Annotated in this window: 19 protein-coding genes; 13 read left to right on the top strand and 6 right to left on the bottom strand. The window is 68.7% G+C overall.

Going from position 1 to position 20,037, the window contains the following annotated elements; genetic code table 11:
- Window positions 1-139: 139 nt before the first annotated feature.
- The 8 genes from MAY35_RS21695 to MAY35_RS21660 all read left to right on the top strand — a co-directional run bounded on the left by MAY35_RS21695 (window position 140) and on the right by MAY35_RS21660 (window position 6,852).
- Window positions 140-1,360: a winged helix DNA-binding domain-containing protein gene (locus MAY35_RS21695; RefSeq protein WP_238423353.1), complete on the top strand. Its 1,221-nt coding sequence runs from the start codon at window positions 140-142 to the stop codon at window positions 1,358-1,360.
- Window positions 1,361-1,406: 46 nt separating this feature from the next.
- Entirely contained in the window at window positions 1,407-1,787 is a 381-nt protein-coding gene (locus MAY35_RS21690) for a helix-turn-helix transcriptional regulator (RefSeq protein ID WP_238423352.1), read from the top strand.
- Window positions 1,784-2,872, top strand: coding sequence for an ACR3 family arsenite efflux transporter (gene arsB, locus MAY35_RS21685; protein ID WP_308192488.1), 1,089 nt, complete (start codon window positions 1,784-1,786; stop codon window positions 2,870-2,872). Before MAY35_RS21690 ends, arsB begins: the two co-directional genes overlap by 4 nt.
- Window positions 2,865-3,275 (top strand): low molecular weight phosphatase family protein, encoded by a 411-nt coding sequence (locus MAY35_RS21680; RefSeq protein ID WP_308192487.1) that lies wholly within the window; start codon window positions 2,865-2,867, stop codon window positions 3,273-3,275. Before arsB ends, MAY35_RS21680 begins: the two co-directional genes overlap by 8 nt.
- Window positions 3,276-3,519: 244 nt before the next feature.
- Window positions 3,520-3,729: a hypothetical protein gene (locus MAY35_RS21675; RefSeq protein WP_238423351.1), complete on the top strand. Its 210-nt coding sequence runs from the start codon at window positions 3,520-3,522 to the stop codon at window positions 3,727-3,729.
- 108 nt (window positions 3,730-3,837) lie between these two features.
- A complete protein-coding gene (locus MAY35_RS21670; RefSeq protein WP_238423350.1) occupies window positions 3,838-4,524 on the top strand; it encodes a DUF899 family protein in 687 nt (228 codons plus the stop codon).
- Window positions 4,525-4,637: 113 nt separating this feature from the next.
- Complete coding sequence (locus MAY35_RS21665; RefSeq protein WP_238423349.1) at window positions 4,638-5,360, top strand: response regulator transcription factor; 723 nt, start codon at window positions 4,638-4,640, stop codon at window positions 5,358-5,360.
- Entirely contained in the window at window positions 5,335-6,852 is a 1,518-nt protein-coding gene (locus MAY35_RS21660) for a sensor histidine kinase (protein ID WP_374237999.1), read from the top strand. The genes MAY35_RS21665 and MAY35_RS21660 overlap by 26 nt, the downstream gene beginning before the upstream one ends.
- A gap of 4 nt (window positions 6,853-6,856) precedes the next feature.
- Here MAY35_RS21660 and MAY35_RS21655 read toward each other — a convergent pair whose 3' ends face one another.
- From MAY35_RS21655 to MAY35_RS21640, 4 genes are read right to left on the bottom strand one after another with little or no spacing between them, the layout of a single operon-like run.
- On the bottom strand, window positions 6,857-7,585 hold the full coding sequence (locus MAY35_RS21655) for a cation transporter (RefSeq protein ID WP_238423347.1): 729 nt from the start codon (window positions 7,583-7,585) through the stop codon (window positions 6,857-6,859).
- A complete protein-coding gene (locus MAY35_RS21650; RefSeq protein WP_238423346.1) occupies window positions 7,585-7,920 on the bottom strand; it encodes a helix-turn-helix transcriptional regulator in 336 nt (111 codons plus the stop codon). The genes MAY35_RS21655 and MAY35_RS21650 overlap by 1 nt, the downstream gene beginning before the upstream one ends.
- A 56-nt stretch (window positions 7,921-7,976) precedes the next feature.
- Complete coding sequence (locus MAY35_RS21645; RefSeq protein ID WP_238423345.1) at window positions 7,977-8,819, bottom strand: hypothetical protein; 843 nt, start codon at window positions 8,817-8,819, stop codon at window positions 7,977-7,979.
- A 22-nt stretch (window positions 8,820-8,841) separates the two neighbouring features.
- Window positions 8,842-9,942, bottom strand: a complete 1,101-nt coding sequence (locus tag MAY35_RS21640) for a DNA adenine methylase (RefSeq protein WP_374237998.1) — start codon at window positions 9,940-9,942, stop codon at window positions 8,842-8,844.
- A gap of 102 nt (window positions 9,943-10,044) precedes the next feature.
- On the opposite strand from MAY35_RS21640, the gene MAY35_RS21635 reads away from it, so the two are divergent.
- Entirely contained in the window at window positions 10,045-10,470 is a 426-nt protein-coding gene (locus MAY35_RS21635; protein WP_238423344.1) for an HIT family protein, read from the top strand.
- A 74-nt stretch (window positions 10,471-10,544) separates the two neighbouring features.
- On the opposite strand, the gene MAY35_RS21630 is transcribed toward MAY35_RS21635, so the two are convergent.
- Window positions 10,545-12,662, bottom strand: coding sequence for an ATP-dependent DNA helicase RecQ (locus MAY35_RS21630; protein WP_238423343.1), 2,118 nt, complete (start codon window positions 12,660-12,662; stop codon window positions 10,545-10,547).
- 135 nt (window positions 12,663-12,797) lie between these two features.
- Between MAY35_RS21630 and MAY35_RS21625 the strand changes: the two genes are divergently transcribed.
- From MAY35_RS21625 to purD, 4 genes are all read left to right on the top strand, one after another.
- Entirely contained in the window at window positions 12,798-14,063 is a 1,266-nt protein-coding gene (locus MAY35_RS21625) for a bifunctional glycosyltransferase family 2/GtrA family protein (protein ID WP_238423342.1), read from the top strand.
- The gene (locus tag MAY35_RS21620) at window positions 14,060-16,162 is read left to right on the top strand and encodes a glycosyltransferase family 39 protein (RefSeq protein ID WP_238423341.1); all 2,103 of its coding nucleotides are present in this window, start codon (window positions 14,060-14,062) and stop codon (window positions 16,160-16,162) included. The genes MAY35_RS21625 and MAY35_RS21620 overlap by 4 nt, the downstream gene beginning before the upstream one ends.
- Before the next feature lie 206 nt (window positions 16,163-16,368).
- A complete protein-coding gene (locus MAY35_RS21615; protein ID WP_238423340.1) occupies window positions 16,369-17,580 on the top strand; it encodes a low temperature requirement protein A in 1,212 nt (403 codons plus the stop codon).
- A 63-nt stretch (window positions 17,581-17,643) separates the two neighbouring features.
- Window positions 17,644-18,897 (top strand): phosphoribosylamine--glycine ligase, encoded by a 1,254-nt coding sequence (purD, locus tag MAY35_RS21610; protein WP_238423339.1) that lies wholly within the window; start codon window positions 17,644-17,646, stop codon window positions 18,895-18,897.
- A gap of 72 nt (window positions 18,898-18,969) precedes the next feature.
- On the opposite strand, the gene MAY35_RS21605 is transcribed toward purD, so the two are convergent.
- Window positions 18,970-19,938, bottom strand: coding sequence for an alpha/beta hydrolase family protein (locus MAY35_RS21605; RefSeq protein ID WP_238423338.1), 969 nt, complete (start codon window positions 19,936-19,938; stop codon window positions 18,970-18,972).
- Window positions 19,939-20,037: the final 99 nt, after the last annotated feature.

Genomic DNA, 20,037 nt, shown 5'->3' with positions numbered 1-20,037 from the left:
ACTCTTCTCGACGGGGGTCGGCGGACTCCGGCACCCGCGTCCCCTCCTCCTCTTCCAGTTCTGTGTTCGTGTGCCCGCGCCTCTTCGTCGGGCCTCCTCACTACGATCTGCACATGCGACTCATGCCGGGGGCGTCGCGATGACACCGCGCCCTGAGATCACCGACACTTCGCGTCCCGAGATCACCGACGCGCAGCGTCGTGCTCGACTCATGCGTCGCGCACACCTCGATCCGGAGTCTCGGGCCCAGTCCGTCGTCGACGCCGCGTCGACCATGGTCGGGTTGCACGCCACCACACCGTCGACGGTCTACCTGTCGGCGTGGGCGCGTCTCGGTTCCGAGTTCCGGCGAGAGCATCTCGACGCCGCGCTCTATGACGACCGGGCGGTCGTCAAGCACCTGGCGATGCGGCGAACGCTGTTCGTCTTCCCCCGGGACGTCCTCGTCGAGGCGATCGGAGCGCTCGGCCCACGCATCTCCGCGTCCGAGCGCACGAACATGTTGCGGGATCTGCGGCGCAGCCCCGACTACGACGACCCGGAGGGGTGGATCGAGCGGGCGCGCGAGGCGGTCCTCGCCGAACTGGCCGACGGTGAGTCGCTGACCTCCACCGAGCTCCGGCAGCGGTTGCCGGTGCTCGACGGCTACATCACGCACGGGGAGGGGACGAAGTGGGCGGGGCGCGCCCCGATGGGACCACGGGTACTAAACATGCTCGACGCGGCGGGGGAGATCGTCCGCGGACCCAATCGTCTGGGGTGGCATCTGTCGCGACCGGCGTGGACGTCCATGGAGCGGTGGCTCGGGGAGCCGGTGCCGTCGATGACCGTCCACGACGGGCACCGGGCACTGATCGAACGGTGGCTGCGAACCTACGGTCCCGGCACCGAGACGGACATGGTGTGGTGGCTGGGGTCGACCAAGACCGCCGTCCGCGCTGCGCTGGCCGACCTCGAGACCGTGCAGGTCGACCTGGAGGGAGGCGGCATCGGCCACGTCCTGCCCGACGACGTACCCGGTGACACCGACCTCGACGATCCGGTCGAGCCGCGGGCAGTGCTGCTACCCGAACTCGATCCGACGACGATGGGCCACAAGGAGCGCGCGTTCTACCTCGGGTCGCACGCGCCCCAGATCTTCGACTCCGCCGGGAACGGCGGCCAGACCGCGTGGTGGGACGGACGCATCGTCGGTGGGTGGTTCCGCCGGGCGGACTCGTCGATCGACATCATCCCGCTGGAGCCGTTGACGCGGGCGGCCCGGCGCGCACTCGATGCACGTGCCGAGGAACTCGCGGCATGGCTCGGGGACGAGCCACTCAAGACCGGATATGCCGCTCCGTACGCGCGCGGGCTGTGACGGCTCCCGGCTCGACTTCTGAATCGACATCGGTCAATATCGATGAGTGTCTAACCAGAACCTGCTGTTGCCGGCCGGTAGAGGCCTGAGCGCTGCCGAGGCGGAGGCGGCCACCCCGGTGGTGAAGGCCCTCGCCGACCCGGTCCGGTTGCGCCTGCTGTCCGAGGTCGCCGCCCACCCGGGCGGGGAGGCCTGTGTCTGCGACATCTCCGGGCCCTTCGACGTCTCGCAGCCGACCATCTCGCACCACCTCAAGGTGCTGCGCGAAGCGGGGCTCGTGACGAGCGAACGTCGAGCGACTTGGGTGTACTACCGCGTGAACACCGAAGCGCTGCAACAGCTGTCGAACCTGTTGGGGAACCTCGCGGCGGTCGTGGGGGAGTCCCGATCGTGTGAGGTACCCCCGTCGTGTGAGGTATCGCAGTGACCGCCACCGAGACCGCGGTCGCCGGCAAACTGTCGATGCTCGATCGGTTCCTGCCGGTGTGGATCGGTGCGGCGATGGTCGCCGGCCTGCTGGTGGGCCGCATCGTGCCCGGTGTGGGTGACGCGCTGGCGTCGGTGGAACTCGACGGCATCTCGCTGCCGATCGCCCTCGGACTGCTGATCATGATGTATCCGGTTCTCGCGAAGGTGCGCTACGACCGGCTCGACTCGGTGACCGGCGATCGTCGTCTGCTGCTGGGGTCGCTGCTGCTGAACTGGATCCTCGGCCCGGCGTTGATGTTCGCGCTTGCCTGGCTGCTGCTCCCGGACCTGCCCGAGTACCGCACCGGATTGATCATCGTCGGGCTGGCCCGGTGTATCGCGATGGTCGTCATCTGGAACGACCTGGCGTGCGGCGACCGCGAGGCCGCGGCCGTCCTCGTCGCGCTGAACTCGGTGTTCCAGGTGGTCATGTTCGCCGTGCTGGGTTGGTTCTACCTCTCGGTGCTGCCGGGTTGGCTCGGCCTGGACCAGACGACGATCGACGCCTCGCCGTGGCAGATCGCGAAGTCGGTGCTGATCTTCCTCGGCATCCCGTTGGTCGCCGGTTACCTCACCCGCCGCATCGGCGAACGGGTCAAGGGTCGCGACTGGTACGAGGCGTCGTTCTTGCCGCGTCTCGGGCCGTGGGCGCTCTACGGTCTGCTGTTCACCATCGTCGTGCTCTTCGCGCTGCAAGGGGAACAGATCACCTCGGCGCCGTGGGACGTCGCCCGGATCGCGCTCCCGCTGCTGATCTACTTCGCCGTGATGTGGGGCGGCGGGTTTGTTCTCGGCGCCGCGATGGGGCTGGGCTACGCGCGCACCACCACGCTGGCGTTCACCGCCGCGGGCAACAACTTCGAGTTGGCGATCGCCGTGGCGATCGCGACCTACGGTGCGACCTCCGGGCAAGCCCTCGCGGGGGTCATCGGTCCGCTCATCGAGGTGCCCGTGCTCGTCGGCCTGGTCTACGTGTCGCTCGCACTCCGCACACGGTTCACCGCCACCGTCGCACCGACCGAGGAGTCCGTCCGCCGTGCCTGAACCCATCGACGTGCTGTTCGTCTGCGTGAGCAACCGCGGCAAATCGGTGATGGCCGAACACCTCTCGCCGACGGTGACCGACCGGATCGCGGCATCGTCGGCCGGGACGAGCGCGAAGGTCGGCGGCCACGTCAACGAACTGTCGGCCCGGTCGCTCGCCGAGGTCGGCGTCGACGTCGCCGGCCACCGGCCCCGTCAGCTCACCGACGATCTGATGCGCGCTGCGGATCTCGTCGTGGTCGTCGGGACCGCCGAGGTCGCGGCACCCGAGGGAGTCGAGATCGAGGTCTGGGACACCGTCGAGCCCTCGGTCGACGGCATCGATGGCATTGAACGGATGCGCTTGATCCGCGACGACATCGCCGCACGCATCCGCGCACTCGCCGACCGTCTGGAGCGGTGAGCGCTCAGAAGGATGGTGGGTGGGCGGTGTCCCACGCGTCGAGTTCGCGACGGCGGGTGGTGCGTGATCCGGCAGGTTCACTCCCCGACGTGCGGCGGGACAGAGGCCGGATCGGCCATGACGTAGGAACCGCCGGGTGCCAGGCCCGACGTGCGGACGGGTTCACCGCACCGCTACCGATGCTCGACCAAGCACCGATGGTGATGCGCAGCGGTGAACGATCGGAGAACCTACGATGACGCCCATGGTTCAGTCGCGACGACCTGTCGATCCCGTCGCACAGGCGCAGGCCCGGGTGATGGTCGACGAGCTGGAGCGCGTTGCGGACTCGCTGGTCGACAGTCTGCAGGCCGGCCGGGGCGGCGAGAAGGCGCAGCGGGCGGCACGTCGGGAACTCTACGAGGTTCGTGAACACGTGCGTCGACTCCAGCATGTGTACGACCTGTCCCGCTAGCGCGGGCGCTCCGGTCGACAGACGTCGCCGGCGCCGCGCCGATGACTTCCGCCCCGGCGTCCGGTCTGCCTCTGTGAACGTTCTGCCACCGGAGTGAAAGGCATCGTCATGACCGACGCACGACCGCCCGTGACCGACCGCGAGACCTGGGCAGCAGCCCTGGCCGACCTGCGCAGACGCGAGAAGGCGGCCACCCGCGAACTCGACGCCATCGCGGCCCAGCGTCGTCGACTCCCCATGGTCGAGCTCGACGACTACACCCTGACCGGAGCCGAGGGACCGATCCGTCTTGCCGAGGTCTTCGACGGGCACTCACAACTCATCGTCTACAACCACATGTGGAACGACGGTGCAACCTTTCAATGCCCGGGCTGCACCGGGTTCACCACTCAGTTCAGCCGACTCGACTACCTCGCCGACTACGACGCCCGCTTCGTGATCATCACCCCCGGGCCCATCGAGGAGGCGCTCGCCTACAAACGGCGGGTCGGCAACCGGATGGACTGGTACTCCTCGGCCGGTACGACGTTCTCGGCCGACGTCGACGCCGCGCAGGGAGAGGGGTTCGCGGTCAACGTCTTCCTCCGCGACGGCGACACCGTCTACCGCACCTGGCACTCGGCCGGACGCGGCACCGAACAACTCGGGTTCGTGTTCGGGCTGCTCGACGTGTTGCCGTACGGCCGCCAGGAAGAATGGCAGGACTCGCCCGCCGGCTGGCCGCAGAGTCCGACCTTCACACGCTGGCGCGGGGCAGAGGAGATCGCCGCGGCGTACGGTGAACCGGATGCCTGACGAAGTGGGCATGCCGGTACGCACGGGAACGGCCGTCGTCGCAGGTCAACCCTCACAGCAACCTCCCAGCGTGCCGACAGTGAGGTACCAGGACACGCTGGGAGTCTGATGGTGTGAGTGAACCGTCGAAGCAGAGCAGCACGCGCGGAGCGAAGGTCCTCGTCGTCGACGACGAGGAGAACATCCGGCAGTTGCTGTCGGTGTCGTTGAAGTTCCAGGGGTACGACGTCGAGACCGCCGCCGACGGTCCCGCCGCGCTCGACCGCTGCCGCACCAGCAAGCCGGACGTCCTGGTGCTCGACGTGATGATGCCCGGGATGGACGGTTTCGGACTGCTGCGCCGACTCCGCGCCGACGGAGTCGATGCGCCGGCTCTGTTCCTGTCGGCCCGGGATTCGCTGGAGGACAAGATCAACGGTCTCACCATCGGCGGGGACGACTATGTGACCAAACCGTTCAGCCTCGAGGAGGTCGTCGCACGTCTGCAGGTGTTGCTGCGCCGCAGCGGGTTCGACGATCAGCGACGCGCGTCGTCGCGGATCACCTTCGCCGACATCGAACTCGACGACGAGACCCACGAGGTGTTCAAGGCCGGGAAACTGGTGCAGCTCTCGCCGACGGAATTCACCCTGCTGCGGTACTTCATGGTCAACGCGGGCACGGTGCTGTCCAAACCGCGCATCCTCGATCACGTCTGGAACTACGACTTCGGCGGCGAGGTGAACGTCGTCGAATCCTATGTGTCCTACCTCCGCCGGAAGCTCGACACCGGAGACAAGCGCCTGATCCACACTCTGCGTGGGGTGGGCTATGTCATGCGTGAGCCCCGTGACTGAGCCGGACACTGCGGTGTCGCCCCAGCGTGCGCGAACGGTCCGCAGACGCGGTGTCCCGCTTCGGTTGTCACTCGTGGCGCTGACCGTCCTACTGGTGGCCGTCGGTCTGCTGGCCTCCGGTCTGGCCGTCACCTCGTCGATGCGTCAGGACCTGATCTCCCGGACCGATGACGGACTCGAGAACGCCGTGCGCACCTGGGCCGAGCCGCGCGGGCTGGTCGGCGACGGACCGGGCCCGCCCGGCCCGCGACGCCCGCCCTCGCCGTACTACGTGGAGTCGATCGTCTACGGGCCGGGGGGAGTGTCGACCGACAGCGTCTACAACCAGTTCGACGACGCGCCCGACCTCGACTCGCTCACCGGCGACGACGCCGGCCCGGTCACCGTGCCGTCCGCGGACGGCAACGGACCGCAATGGCGGGTCATCAAGCACAGCAACGCCTTCGGGCGCTCGATCGTCGCCACGCCGATGTCGGACATCGACGACACCGTGAGCAGGCTGATCCGCCTGCAGCTCGCCATCGGTGCCCTCGTCCTACTGCTCATCGGCCTGCTCAGCTACCTGCTGGTGCGGACCAGCCTGCGTCCGCTGCGGCGGGTCGAGGAGACCGCGCACGAGATCGCCGATGGCAATCTGACGCGACGGGTTCCGGCTGCGCCGCCCAACACCGAGGTCGGAAGCCTGTCGGAGTCGCTCAATCGCATGCTCGCGCAGATCCAGCAGGCGTTCTCGGCCACCGCATCGTCCGAGCAGCAGGCGCGCGCGTCGGAGGAAAGGATGCGACGCTTCGTCGCCGACGCCAGCCACGAGCTGCGGACCCCGCTGACGTCCATCAAGGGCTTCGCCGAGTTGTATTCGCAACGCGGCGGCCCCGATGTCGCTGATGTACCCGAGGTCACCGACGCCATGCGCCGCATCAACGACGAAGCCGGTCGGATGAACCTGCTGGTGGAAGATCTCCTGATGCTCGCCCGCCTCGATGCCCAGCGCCCGCTCGACACCGCACCGGTCGATCTACTCGCGCTCGCGGCGGATGCCGTGCAGAGTGCGCGCGTCACCGCACCCTCCCGCGAGATCCGGCTCGCCATCCACGCCGCAGACCAGCCGCCCGTCGTCTCCGGCGACGCACCTCGCCTCGTCCAGGTGTTGCGCAACCTCATCGGCAACGCGATCGACCACACGCCACCGGAAGCCACCGTCACGGTCGGGGTGGCTGTGGAGGAAGGTGCCGACCCCGGCGAGGTGGTGCTCACCGTCGCCGACACGGGACCGGGGCTGACGGCCGAGGACGCCGCGCACGTCTTCGAACGCTTCTACCGCGGCGATCAGTCACGGTATCGGGGCGCCGGCGGTGGAAACGGCCTCGGTTTGTCGATCGTCGCCGCGCTGGTCGGGGCGCACGGCGGCCGGGTGGGTGTCGACACGAGTCCTGGTGCGGGCGCGACCTTCTGGGTGCGGTTGCCGTTGGCGCGTGTGGCCGGCGAGCCCTGAGGGCTCAGGCCCGGGTGTCCGCACCGTCAGCGCAGCAGTCGCATCCGTGATCGGACGGAGAGACCGCGGCGGTCGGGCCGACGCCCGGCGCGCAGCAGGCGTCACCCCGCCAGGCGTTGACCCCCTCACGCGCGGCGATCGCCGCGATGACGAGTGCGGCGGCCGGGTCTGCCCACGACCAGCCGAGCGAACTGTTGAGTACGAGGCCGACCAGTAGCACCGCGGACAGGTAGGTGCACAGCAGAGTCTGCTTGGAGTCGGCCACTGCGCTCAGCGAGCCGAGCTCGCGGCCCGCGCGGCGTTCGGCCCACGACAGAGCCGGCATGATCGCCAGGCTGATCGCCGCCAGCGTGATCCCGATCGTCGAGTGTCGGGCATCGTCGCTCGCACCGAACAGGGTCCGGAGCGAGTCGACTGTCACGTAGAGGGCCAGTGCGAAGAACGAGAACGCGATGATGCGCAGCGTCGTCTTCTCGCGTCGTTGCGGATCCGCGGCGGCGAACTGCCAGGCGACCGCGGCCGCGGAGGACACCTCGATCACGGAGTCGAGACCGAAACCGATCAGCGCACCCGACGAGACCCGCATGCCCTCGCCGATCGCGATGATCGCTTCGAGGACGTTGTAGGTGATGGTCGCGGCGACGAACCATCGGATTCTCCGCTGGAGCGCCCGTCGTCTGTCGTCCGCGCGTGCGGATCCTCGCATCGACGGCAGGCCGAGCTCGGACGCCATCAGCAGCACTCGTCCGTGGCTGCGTCGGCGCAGCACGCCGGGTCGACGGCGAGCACGAGGCCGAGCAGGTCTTCCAAGGCGTGCGCGATCTTCTCGTCGGCGAGTTCATAGCGCGTCCGACGTCCTTCTGGGACTGCGACGACGAGGCCGCAACCGCGCAGGCACGCAAGGTGATTCGAGAGTGTCTGTCGCGAGACACCGATCGTCTCCGCCAGGTCGGCGGGGTAGGCCGCACCGGTTCGGAGCCGTAACAGCACCTGCGTCCGCGTCGTATCCGACAGCGCGTGGCCGAATCTCGTCAACGCATCGCGATGTGTGGAGACCACCATGTCCATGGCGGCAATAGTACATCGGATTCTGAATTCAGGAAATCATGAACGAAAGACTCGGCTCAGTCGATCAGTCGTCGTAGCTTGGCGAACTCGGTGACGTCCTCTCGGAACCGGGCCAGTCCGACGAGCGTGTACATCCCGTCGATCTGCCGGGTCGCCCACAACTGGTGGATGCGGCGCAGATCGGATTGTCGTGACTTCCACCCGATGCCGTCGATCACCGCGAGCACCAGCTGGGTGGGCAGGCGAACCTCGGCCATCTCCTCGATCTCGCGGACGGCGTCGGTGAGCTTCGAGCCCGTCGAATCGAATCCCTTTGCCGCCACGACGATGTCGGCGGATGCGGGATCCCCGACGATGAGGTCGGCCGGAGCGGTCCGCCCGTTGCGGCCGGCGAACCGGGACCGGGTGACGTACTCGAGTCCGATGTCGCGGGCGATGTCCTCGATCTCGTCTTCGATGCGCCGGCCCGATGCCCCCGCGCGCGTGGCGGTGGCCCTGGTACCCGCTCGCGCGACCAGGATGTCGGCGAAGGTGAAGGTGCGCGTCAGCTGCGTCCGCAGCATCCGGACGAGGTCGAACTCGGCGTCGAGCCAGGTCACGAGCTCGACGGGCTGAGTGCGCGCCAGCGCATGCCAACCGCTGGTGTCGAACCGGTCGCGCAGGGCGTTCTTCAGCTTCTCCTGCGAGAGTCCGACCGCCAGCCCGAGGACGGGTACGTCGGTGGGATTGTCACGAACCCAGGCGGCCAGCCCGGTGATGTCGGTGTCGAGGAGCCCGCCGAGGCGGGCGGTGGCGGCGACGATCCGTTCGGCCTCCGGCGTGGCCGTCGTCGGATCGACGTGGGACGTCAAGCGTCCCAACGATTTCAGGTAGTCGTCGAAGTCGCCGGCGCTGCTCATGATCTCGTCGTGTCCGGTCCGGTCAGTCCCGTCCGATGAACAGGTACTCGCTGACGTCACGACGGGTCGCCGCGGCATGTGTGCCGAAGCTGTACTTGTGATCGATCGCGATGACCTCGACCGACGGCTTGACCTTGCCGAGCAGGTCGACGATACGGTCCTTGCCCGGCAACGCATTCGACGAGTACGACAGCACGATCGCGCCCGCGTCCCCGAAGTGTTCGAACGTTCGGAGCAATGCATCCTCGATGGTGCGCTTGTAGGCGAACGGGGTGAACCGCTTGGGCAGCTTCTTGGTCTTCGTGTTCTCCATGATGCTCATGCCCTGCCAGTACGCCGAGAGCCCTTCGAGGAAGTGATAGCGCTTGATGTAGTCGTTGTCGTCGGTCGGCGGCGCGTAGGGGGGATCGAGGTAGACGAGATCGGGCGGTGCCGCCCACGGCAGTTCGAGATCGAAGATGTCGCCGCGGACGCTGCGGCTGGTGCGGGAATTGCTGAAGACCGTCGCGTTGTAGTCCGCCGCCGCGCGGAGCCGGAAGTGGTCGCGCAGCGACATCGTCAGATCGCGACGGCCGTCGGCGTACCGGGTGGAGTCGGTGAACGTGAACACCCCGCGGGGCTGTTTACGCGCCGCCGACAGGACGAGGGCTGAGATCGCCAGGTCGCGGCGGTAGCCGCGCAACGCGTCGATGTGTGACCACGCGGAGTCGAGGAATGCCCTGTCCTCGGTGGTGAAGTACAGGCCGTCGAAGGTGCGGGAGATGTAGTCGCGGTCGTCGGCGGCGGGACCGCAGATCTCGTCCACCAACTCCGGCTCGAGCCGGACACTCGAGTTGGCCACCGAGGCCCGGGTGATGATGTGCGGAAAGTTGAGGAAGTCGTTGCTGAGGACCTCGAAACCCTGCGCCTTGAGCAGATACGACACGACGCCCGACCCGGAGAACGCATCGACCGCGGTGGACCCGCCGATCTCGGCGAAGGTGCGTTCGAGGTGGGGGAGCAACCGGTACTTCGACCCCATGTATCGCAGCCGGGGAAACCGCTGTGCGCGGGCGAGGACGTCGCTGGATCCGACTGCGGATCGAACGCTGCGTCCCGATCGGGATGTATCTGGCCCACTCACACCGAAAGGATGTCATGGACCTCCGACACCCTCGGTCACAACACTCGCCGGCTCCGCATCTCCGACCGCCGGGCGCACGGGTGACCCCCTAGACTCGGACCCATGGCATCGGTTTTCAGCATGATCATCAACGGCGATCTCCCGGGTCGGTTCGTCTGGAAGGACGGTCAGGCCGTCGCATTCCTCACCATCGAGCCGGTGACCCCCGGGCACGTCCTCGTGGTGCCGCGCAACGAGGTCGACCACTGGGAGCAGATGGATGCCGCCGCGTTCGCACACCTCAGCGAGGTCGCGCAGAACGTGGGCCGCGCGGTGAAGGACGCGTTCGACGCCCCGCGGATGGGCTTGCTGATCGCCGGTCTCGAAGTTCCGCACGTGCACGTCCACGTCTTCCCGGCGCTCTCGCTCGAGACCTTCGACCTGGCGAATGCGAACAAGAACGCCAGCCCCGAAGACCTCGACGCCGCGGCCGAGAAGATCCGCGCCAGCCTGCGCTCGCTCGGCTACGGCGAGTACGTCGCCGACTGACCCTTCGAGGTTCGTCGCTTGCGCTCCTCGCACCTCAGGGGTCTGTGGTTTCGCGGTTCTTCCGGATCGGGGCCTCAGACCGTCCGATGGATCAGCAGCGGGAGGACCGCGGTCGCGCCCGCCTCGCGGAGCGCGGCGGCGGCCAGCGTGATCGGCCATCCGGAGCCGTTGGCGTCGACGACGAGCATCACGTTGCGGCCCGAGACCTCCGGCGGATCACCGAGATGGTCACGCCAGTAGGCCGCCTCGACGGCGCCCGTCGCATCGGCGGGTGGGTCCCCGATACGCACCGGGAACGTGCCGCCGTCGCGCTTGCCCACGGCGCGCAGATGCTCGGCAAGTGTCTCGGCGAGCGTGGTTCCGGTGAGCCGGAGCGACACGATGAGGTCCGCGCGCACGCCCGTCTCGCGGACCCACGCGGAGAGCGTCGCCACCGCGGCATCGCCGAGTTCGGCCAGCGCCCGCTCGTCTCCGTTGCGGGCCGCGGCGAGCACCTCAACCCACTCGGGGGCGTCGGCGTGTGCGAGGACCCGGCCGGGGGCGGCGAGCAGGTCGGCGGGAATCCGTCCGCGACGGCCGAAGTCGCCGCCGGGCCACATCTTGCGCGGTTCGAGCGTCTGTGCGCTGCGGCGCAGCGTGGAGGTCACCGTGCGGACGACCTCGTCGTCCACGGTCCCGGAGAGTCCCTCGCTCAGCGTTCCCCGACAGACCGAGCACCGGCCGCAGTCTGCCGCCTGCGGATCGTCGAGCGACTCGGTCAACAGCCGCATGAGGCACGTGCGTCCCGCGATGTAGGACCGCATGATGTCGGCTTCCCGACGGCGGACGGCCAGCACGCCGTCGTAGTGCTCGGCGTCGTAGCTCCACGGTGTGCCGGTGACGACCCACCCGTCGGGGGTACGGTCGGTGACCCCGTCCACCGCAAGCTGTTTGAGCATCAGCTCGATACGGGTGCGCCGGAATCGGGTGGCGGCCTCGAGTTGCACCACCGACTGCGGCTCGCCCGCGTCCTCGAGCGCGGCGAGCAGGTCGCGCATCTTGTCCGGGTCGGGGATCGTCGCGGTGGCGAAGTGGTCCCAGATGCGGTCGTCGGTCTGCGAGGCCAACAGCATCACCACGGCGTCGTCGAGCGCACGCCCGGCACGGCCGACCTGCTGATAGTAGGAGACCGGTGACGGCGGCGAACCGACATGTACGACGAAACCGAGATCGGGCTTGTCGTAACCCATCCCGAGTGCCGACGTCGCGACCAGCGCCTTGACCTCGTTGCGCAACAACGCATCCTCGAGTTCGTGGCGGCGATCGGCGTCGAGTTGCCCGGTGTACGCCGCTACCGGCAGGGCGTCCCCGTGCACGGCGCGGATGGCCTCCACGAGACGGTCCGCATCGGCGACGGTCAGTACGTACACGATGCCCGAACCGGGGAGCTGGTGGAGGGACTGCGCGACCCACGCGTAACGCTGTACGGGAGACAATCCGTCGAGCACGTTGAGGTGCAATGACTTTCGTGCAAGCGGCCCGCGCAGCACGAGGGTCGGCCCGGAGGTGCTGCCGGCGTCGAGTTGCGCGGCGACGTCCTCGGTGACGCGGGCGTTGGCGGTCGCGGTGGTCGCGAGGACGGGGGTGGTGGGGTTGACCGTGCGCAGCACGTCGGCGACCCGGCGGTAGTCCGGCCGGAAGTCGTGACCCCAGTCGGACACGGCATGCGCCTCGTCGATGACGAGCAGACCCAGGCTGCCGGCGAGCGCGTCGAGGACCCGACGTCCGAATCCAGGGTTGGCGAGCCGCTCCGGCGACACGAGCAGGACGTCGAGGTCGCCCGCTCGCAACTGCGCCTCGATGGCCGACCACTCATCGACGTTGGACGAGTTCAGGGTGGCCGCGGACAGGCCACCGCGCCCGGCCGCGGCGACCTGATCGCGCATCAGCGACAGCAGCGGCGACACGATCAGGGTCGGGCCGCCGCCGCCCGCGCGGATGATCGCGGTCGCGCTCCAGTAGACCGCCGACTTGCCCCATCCGGTCGCCTGGACGACGAGCACCCGCGCGCCCGTCGACGACGCGTCGGGCGTCGTGGCCAGCGCGGTCACTGCGCGGAGCTGGTCCTCGCGCAATCTGGCGCCTTCGCCGGCCAGGCTGGTGATGACACGGTTGGCGACGGTCAGCTGGTCGGGAGCGAGGGTGGCGGTCATGCGGCCCAATGTAATGGCGACCACGGACACCGAGGTCAGGCCGTCCACATGTGTCACCACTCGAGCGCAACCGCTCACAGCAACCTGACAGCGTGCACGCAGAGCGGCACGAGTTCTGGATTCCACAGTGGTCGCATGATCCCAGAAGCACCGCCGGGCCGGACGGCGCAGATGTACACCCTCGCCGACTCCTCGACGTCGAATCCGGTCCTCGACATCGTCATCCCCGTCTACAACGAACAGGCCGACATCGCCTCGTCGGTTCGGCGCCTGACCGACCATCTTCGGCTGCACGTGCCGTACCCGTCGCGGGTCACGATCGCCGACAACGCCAGTACCGATGACACGCTCGCCATCGCCGTCGCGCTCGCCGCGGAGATCGACGGCATCCGTGTGGTCCATCTCGAGGCGAAGGGTCGGGGGCGCGCGCTCAGCGCGGTGTGGCAGGCCAGTGACGCCGAGATCGTCGCCTACTGCGACGTCGACCTGTCAACCGATCTCAACGCGCTGATGCCGCTCATCGCACCGCTGGTGTCGCGGCACTCCGACATCGCCATCGGCACTCGGCTCAACCGGTCGTCCCGGGTGATCCGCGGACCCAAACGCGAGTTCATCTCCCGTTCCTACAACCTGATGCTGCGCACCGCGATGGGCGCCCGGTTCTCCGATGCCCAGTGCGGTTTCAAGGCGATGCGCGCCGACATCGCCCGCGAGCTGCTGCCCTTCGTCGCCGACACGGGCTGGTTCTTCGACACCGAGCTGCTCGTGCTCGCCGAGCAGATCGGCCTGCGTATCGCCGAGGTGCCCGTCGACTGGATCGACGATCCCGACAGCACCGTCGACATCGTGCCGACCGCGATCGCGGATCTGAAAGGGTGTGCGCGAGTAGGCCTCGCGCTCGCGTTGGGGCGACTGCCCATCGCGCAGCTGCGGGCCTCCATCGGCCGCGACCGCGCCGCCGGACCGCAGATCGACGGTGTGCCCCACGGCCTGGTGGGGCAGCTCGCACGTTTCTGCGTGGTCGGGCTCGCCTCGACGCTCGCGTATGCGGTGTTGTTCCTGGCCCTGCACGCCTTTCTGGGAGCCCAGATCTCCAACGGCTTGGCACTCGCGATCACCGCGGTGCTCAACACCGCGGCCAACCGCCGCTTCAGCTTCGGCATCCGGGGTCGCGACAATGCGTTGCGCCACCAGCTGTTCGGGCTCGGGGTGTTCGTGTTCGGCTGGCTCGTCACATCCGGAGCCCTGCTGGTACTCCACTCGGTCGCGCCGGACGCGACCAAACACATCGAACTGATGATCCTCGTGACCGCGAATCTGGTGGCGACGCTCACCCGGTTCGTCGGTCTTCGCTGGGTGTTCCGCAAGGCATCCGGCCCTACCGCGGAGGTTGCGGCATGAGTACGACAGTCACGCCGGCGCCGCCGGTGACACCATCCGGCCCGCCGGGGTCCACCGGCGACCCGACACCGACGCCGACAAGCCAACGGGTTCGGTGGTTGTCGCTGGCCGCGCTGCTGCTCGGCACCGCGATCGCCTACCTGTGGAATTTGTCCATCAACGGATGGGCGAACTCCTTCTACTCCGCGGCGATCCAAGCCGGATCGCAGTCGTGGAAGGCGTGGTTCTTCGGGTCGTCGGACATGGCGAACTCGATCACGGTGGACAAACCGCCTGCCTCGCTGTGGATACCGGGTCTGAGCGCCCGCATCTTCGGCGTCAACTCCTGGTCCATCCTCGTTCCCGAGGCGCTCATGGGCGTCGCCTCGGTGGCCCTGCTCTACCTCGTCACGCGAAAGTACCTGGGCCACTGGGCCGGAATACTCGCCGGCACCGTCCTGGCGGTCACCCCGGTCGCGGCGATGATGTTCCGCTTCGACAACCCCGAGGCGCTCCTGATCCTGCTGATGGTCGCGGCGGTCTGGACGATGATGAAGGGTCTCGAGGACGGTCGTTGGCGCTGGCTGGTGCTCACCGGGGTCTTCGTCGGTTTCGGCTTCTTGACCAAGCAGCTGCAGGTGATGTTGGTCGTGCCGCCGCTGGCGGTGACCTACCTGGCGTTCGGACCGCGCGGATGGGGGCGACGGATCGCGCAGTTGTTCGCCGCGCTCGGCGCCATGGTCGTCAGTGCCGGCTGGTGGATTCTGGCCGTCGAGTTGTGGCCCGCGTCATCGAGGCCGTATATCGGTGGCTCGCAGAACAATTCGATACTCGAACTGACGCTCGGGTACAACGGGTTCGGCCGGCTCAGCGGCAACGAGACCGGCGCGGTCGTCCCCGGCGGGGGTAACGCCGCCGAGGGCATGGGCGCGGGTGGCCCCGGCGGTGGCGGCGGGGCGTGGGGTGAGACCGGCTGGCTGCGGATGTTCGAACCGGCGCAGGGCGGGCAGATCGCCTGGCTGATCCCGACCGGACTCGTGCTGGCCGCCGTCGCGCTCGTGCTGATCGGCAGGGCCCGGCGCACCGATCCGCGGCGTGCCTACCTCGTCGTCTGGGGCCTGTGGCTGCTGGTCACGATGGCGGTGTTCAGCTTCATGGCCGGCATCTTCCACCAGTACTACACGGCGGCCCTCGCCCCGGCGGTGGCTGCGGTCGTCGCCGGGGGTGCGACGGTGTGTTGGTCGCATCGCGACCGGCGGTGGGTGCGGACAGCCCTGGGGATCTCGGTGGCGATCGCCGCGATCTGGGGATTCGTCCTGCTGAACCGGACGCCGGACTTCGTGCCGTGGCTTCGGTTCGCTGTGCTGGTCGTCGGGCTGGTGGCCGCGGTCGCGATGGTGTTCGCCGATCGACGGAGCGTCGCGGCAGCCGCGCTGATCGGTGCGATCTTCGCGGGCCTGGCAGGTCCGGTGGCGTACACCGTGGACACCATCGCCACCGAGAAGAGCGGGTCGATCGTCACTGCAGGACCCCGCGTCGAGGGCGAGTTCGGGCCGGGCGGAGCCGGTGGACCGGGTGGTCGGGGCGGCCCGTTCGGTGGCGCCGGTGGACAGGGCGGTCCCGGTGGACTGGGTGGACCCGGTGGACAGGGCGGCCCCGGTCGGCAACAGCAGGCGATGCCCGGTGGCGCGCCCGGTGTCGGTGGGCCGGGCGGCGGCATGGGCCGCGGCGGCGACGGTGGCGGCGGTCTGCTGCGCGGCTCGACCCCGTCGCAGGCGATGGTCGACAAACTCAGTGCCGATGCCGACGACTACACCTGGGTTGCGGCAGCCGTGGGATCGCAGTCCGCCTCGGGGTACCAACTGGAGACCGGACACTCGGTCATGCCGATCGGTGGCTTCAACGGCAGCGACCCCTCACCGACACTGGCCGAGTTTCAGGCGCTCGTCGCTGCGAAGAAGATCCACTACTTCATCGGTGGCGGCGGTATGGGCGGTGGCGGTATGGGCGGCGACTCGTCCACCCCGTCGTCGCAGATCAGCAGCTGGGTGCAGGAGAACTACACCGCGGTCACCGTCGACGGTGTGACGATGTACGACCTGACCCAGCCCGCCGGCTGACACCGCCCCCGTCGTCGGCGGGGAGCGGTTCGGCAACGAGGGGACGTGCACCCGGCACGTCCCCTCGTTGCGTTCGGGTGGACAGGATCTAGAGTCGCGATGTGACAACGGGCGACGATCCCACGAGACCACTCGACCGCGGCACGGGTCCGGCCACCCGATCCGACCCGCCTCGATCCCGGGCACCTCGGTCTCGCATCTTGCCGATGACCGGTCGCGATCCGCACCAGGACGGTCGCGTCGCGACCGGACTCGAGTTGTTCTACGACCTGGTCTTCGTGGTGGGCTTCTCCGTGGCGACGACCCTGGCCGGCCACCAGTTCGCCGAGGGCCACTACGCGGCGACCTTCATCGGCTTCTTCCTCTGCACCTTCTCGGCCATCTGGGCGTGGATCAACTTCGCCTGGTTCGCGTCGGCGTTCGACACCGACGACTGGGTCTTCCGCCTGGTCACCCTGATCCAGATGATCGGTGTCGCCATCATCGCGGTGGGCATGCCCGCGGTCTTCACCTCCGTCGCCGCCGGCGGCGACATCGACAACCGCGTCCTCGTGCTCGGTTACATCGTGATGCGCGTCGGCATGGTCATCCAGTGGCTGAGAGCGGCGTCGCAGAGCGAACGGCACCGTCGTGCCTGTCTGGTCTATGCGGGCGCGACAGTGCTCGCGCAGGTGTGGTGGGTGATCGTGCTGGTCGCCGACATGCCGCTGCTGATGACGGTCTGCGGCATGCTCATCGGTGTCCTGATCGAGATGATGGGCCCCTACATCGCCGAGACCCGGACCGGGCGGACGCCCTGGCACGCCCATCACATCGCCGAGCGGTACGGACTCCTGACGATCGTGACCCTCGGCGAGGGTGTGGTCGGCGTCGTCGCGCTCCTGGGGGCGCAGGTCGCCGGGTTCGGGTGGACCTTCGAGACCGCGCTCCTCGGCTTCACGACGATGACCGCGACCTTCGCCATGTGGTGGATCTACAGCGCGATCCCCAGCGGCGAGGTGCTGCACGCCCACCGGGAGAAGGCATTCCCGTGGGGTTACGGGCACATCGTGCTGTTCATGTCAGCGGTCGGCGTGGGGGTGGGGCTGCACGTCGCGGCGCTCTACCTCGAACACCACGCCAGTGTCTCCGACGAGGTGGTCGTCGCCAGCGTCGTCGCACCGCTGGCGGTCTACTGCCTCGGCATCGTCGTGCTCTCCGATTACCTGCTCGGATTCGACCCGATCAGCGTGGTCCAGGCGCTGGCGGTCATCGGCGTGCTCGCGTCGGCGATGATCCTGTGCGCCGCGGGTGTGTCGGTGATCGTGACGATCGCGATCGCCACGCTGGCGCCGGTGGCCATGGTCGTCGTCGACGAGGTGGTCGGTGCACGGCGCCGGGACCGCGCCCTCGCGACCCTGCGCAGCGACGGCGGCTGATCGGGGCCGCGCCCGTCCGGCACCCCGGACGCCTCTGGAGGGCCACGGTTTAGAGTCATGGGCGTGCGCGTACTCGTGATCGGCTCGGGCGGCCGCGAACATGCCCTTCTCATCGGCCTCCGGAACGACCCGTCGGTCACCGATCTGCACGTCGCCCCCGGTAACGCCGGCACCGCGGCGATCGCCACCAACCACGCCGTCGACGCCGTGTCGAGCGACGAGGTCGTGGCGCTCGCGCAGAAGGTCGGCGCCGATCTCGTCGTCATCGGGCCCGAGGTGCCGTTGGTGGTCGGGGTCGCCGATGCCCTGCGCGCCGCGGGGATCGCGACCTTCGGCCCGAGTGCGGCGGCCGCACAGATCGAGGGGTCCAAGGCCTTCGCCAAGGACGTGATGAACGCGGCGGGTGTGCGGACCGCGCATGCCGAGGTCGTCGACAACCCGGGTCGTCTCGATGCCGCGCTCGACCGTTTCGGTCCCACCTGGGTGGTCAAGGACGACGGCCTCGCGGCGGGCAAGGGTGTGGTGGTGACGACCGATCGTGACGCCGCCCGCGACCACGCCGCCGAATGTCTCGAGAGCGGCCACCCCGTCCTGCTGGAGAGCTTCCTGGACGGGCCGGAGGTGTCGCTGTTCTGTCTCGTCGACGGTGAGACCGTGGTGCCGCTGCTGCCCGCGCAGGATCACAAACGCGTCGGCGACAACGACGCCGGCCCCAACACCGGCGGCATGGGTGCCTATACCCCGCTGCCCTGGCTGCCGGCCGAGATGACCGCGCGCATCGTCGACGAGGTCGTCAAACCCGTTGCCGCCGAAATGGTTCGACGCGGGATTCCGTTCTCCGGGCTGCTGTATGCCGGTCTGGCGATCGGGCAGGACGGACCGGCCGTCGTCGAATTCAACTGTCGCTTCGGCGATCCCGAGACCCAGGCGGTGCTGGCCCTGCTCGAGTCGCCGCTCGGCCGGGCGTTGCACGCCACGGCGACCGGCACTCTCGCCGACCTGCCGCCACTCGAATGGCGAGAGGGTGCCGCGGTCACGGTCGTGGTGGCCGCCGAGTACTACCCCGGCAAACCGCGCACCGGCGACGTCATCACCGGTGCCGAGGCCGCCGGCGTGCTGCACGCCGGGACCGCACGCAACGCCGACGGTGCGATCGTCTCGGCCGGCGGACGTGTGCTCGCCGTGGTCGGTACGGGTGACGACCTCGCCGAGGCCCGCGAACAGGCCTACGCGCGCATCGAGAAGATCAAACTCCCCGGCTCGCACTTCCGCACCGACATCGGCCGAAATGCGCTCGAGGGTCGAATCAGCATCTGATTCACTCACATGATCCGTTCCCGCTCACCGAAATCGATTGAGCGGGAACGGATTCGGTGAGCGAGGGTGTGGTCAGACGGCGAGATTGCGGCCGAGGAACTCGACCTGCTCCGGCAGGACGCTGCGCCAGTACCGGTTGGTGTGACCGCCCGCCGCGGTGCCGAAGGCAGCCGGGGGACGCAGGCCGGCCGCCCACTGGCGGGTGTAGGTGTAGAACTGGTCGCTCGAACCGATGTTGATCAGGAGCGGGATCTTCGCGAACTTGGGTTGGGCACCGAACAGTGAGTTGGCCTGGTAGTCGGCGAGGCTGTCGAAGGCGCGCGGCGGGAAGTTGCGCGGGTCGGCCCACATCGCGGGCGAGCTCACCGCCACCGCCGCGACGCGCGGGGACCCCAGCATCGCCGCGAGCCGCAGGGCGCCGTATCCGCCCATCGACCATCCGAACAACCCGATCCGGTCTGTCGACAGATTCAGGTCGGGATCGCTCGCGAGCATCGGCAGGAACTCGTCGAGAACCATCGCACCGCCGTCGGTGCCGTCGGTGCGTCGGTGGTAGTAGTTGCGGCCGATGTCGGCGGCAGCGAGCGCGAACGGCGCATTCCCGGCGTCGACGTACTGCTGCATCACCGTCTGCATCTCGAGCTTCGGCCCGAAGATCGACTTCTCGTTGGTGTTCAGCGCGTGCAGCACCACGACGACGGGCAGTCTGCCGGTCACCCCGTTCGGCCGGGCGACGGCCCACCGGGTGTCGCGCCCGCCCATCCGCGCGGAACGGAAGCTCCCGGTGACCAGCGGTGGGCCACCCGTGACGGGCGGGGGAGACGCTTCGACGGGCAGTTCGTCGTCCGCGCGGCCCTCGATGTTGCGTGCCTGCACCGAGGTCGGCGGAGCAGAGTCGGCGCACGCCGCGACCCCGAGCGTCGCCGCACCCAGACCGGCTGCGAGCACGGCGCGACGCCCGACGCGGGTAGCAGCGTGGTGCCCGGATCGGGCAGCGGTGCGCTCGTCGGTGTCGCGGGGGTGGAGTGGCACGTCGGTCATCGAGTCAACAGGGTAATCGTCGACCCCCGCCTCGTGGCAACGTCACGCCCGCGGGCGCGCCCGCACCTGAGAGATCCGTCTCATTCTCGCCCTTGATGG

The sequence above is a fragment of the Gordonia sp. 'Campus' genome (assembly GCF_022206305.1).
Taxonomy (GTDB): domain Bacteria; phylum Actinomycetota; class Actinomycetes; order Mycobacteriales; family Mycobacteriaceae; genus Gordonia.
The sequence above is the reverse complement of the archived record's forward strand: the minus strand, read 5'-3'. Positions and strand labels throughout refer to the sequence as shown.

Coding starts and splice junctions, on each gene's coding strand:
- MAY35_RS21695 (WP_238423353.1), top strand. CDS start 140: ATGACACCGCGCCCTGAGATCACCGACACTTCGCGTCCCGAGATCACC.
- MAY35_RS21675 (WP_238423351.1), top strand. CDS start 3,520: ATGGTTCAGTCGCGACGACCTGTCGATCCCGTCGCACAGGCGCAGGCC.
- MAY35_RS21670 (WP_238423350.1), top strand. CDS start 3,838: ATGACCGACGCACGACCGCCCGTGACCGACCGCGAGACCTGGGCAGCA.
- MAY35_RS21660 (WP_374237999.1), top strand. CDS start 5,335: ATGTCATGCGTGAGCCCCGTGACTGAGCCGGACACTGCGGTGTCGCCC.
- MAY35_RS21655 (WP_238423347.1), bottom strand. CDS start 7,585: ATGGCGTCCGAGCTCGGCCTGCCGTCGATGCGAGGATCCGCACGCGCG.
- MAY35_RS21650 (WP_238423346.1), bottom strand. CDS start 7,920: ATGGACATGGTGGTCTCCACACATCGCGATGCGTTGACGAGATTCGGC.
- MAY35_RS21645 (WP_238423345.1), bottom strand. CDS start 8,819: ATGAGCAGCGCCGGCGACTTCGACGACTACCTGAAATCGTTGGGACGC.
- MAY35_RS21635 (WP_238423344.1), top strand. CDS start 10,045: ATGGCATCGGTTTTCAGCATGATCATCAACGGCGATCTCCCGGGTCGG.
- MAY35_RS21630 (WP_238423343.1), bottom strand. CDS start 12,662: ATGACCGCCACCCTCGCTCCCGACCAGCTGACCGTCGCCAACCGTGTC.
- MAY35_RS21625 (WP_238423342.1), top strand. CDS start 12,798: ATGATCCCAGAAGCACCGCCGGGCCGGACGGCGCAGATGTACACCCTC.
- MAY35_RS21620 (WP_238423341.1), top strand. CDS start 14,060: ATGAGTACGACAGTCACGCCGGCGCCGCCGGTGACACCATCCGGCCCG.
- MAY35_RS21615 (WP_238423340.1), top strand. CDS start 16,369: ATGACCGGTCGCGATCCGCACCAGGACGGTCGCGTCGCGACCGGACTC.
- MAY35_RS21605 (WP_238423338.1), bottom strand. CDS start 19,938: ATGACCGACGTGCCACTCCACCCCCGCGACACCGACGAGCGCACCGCT.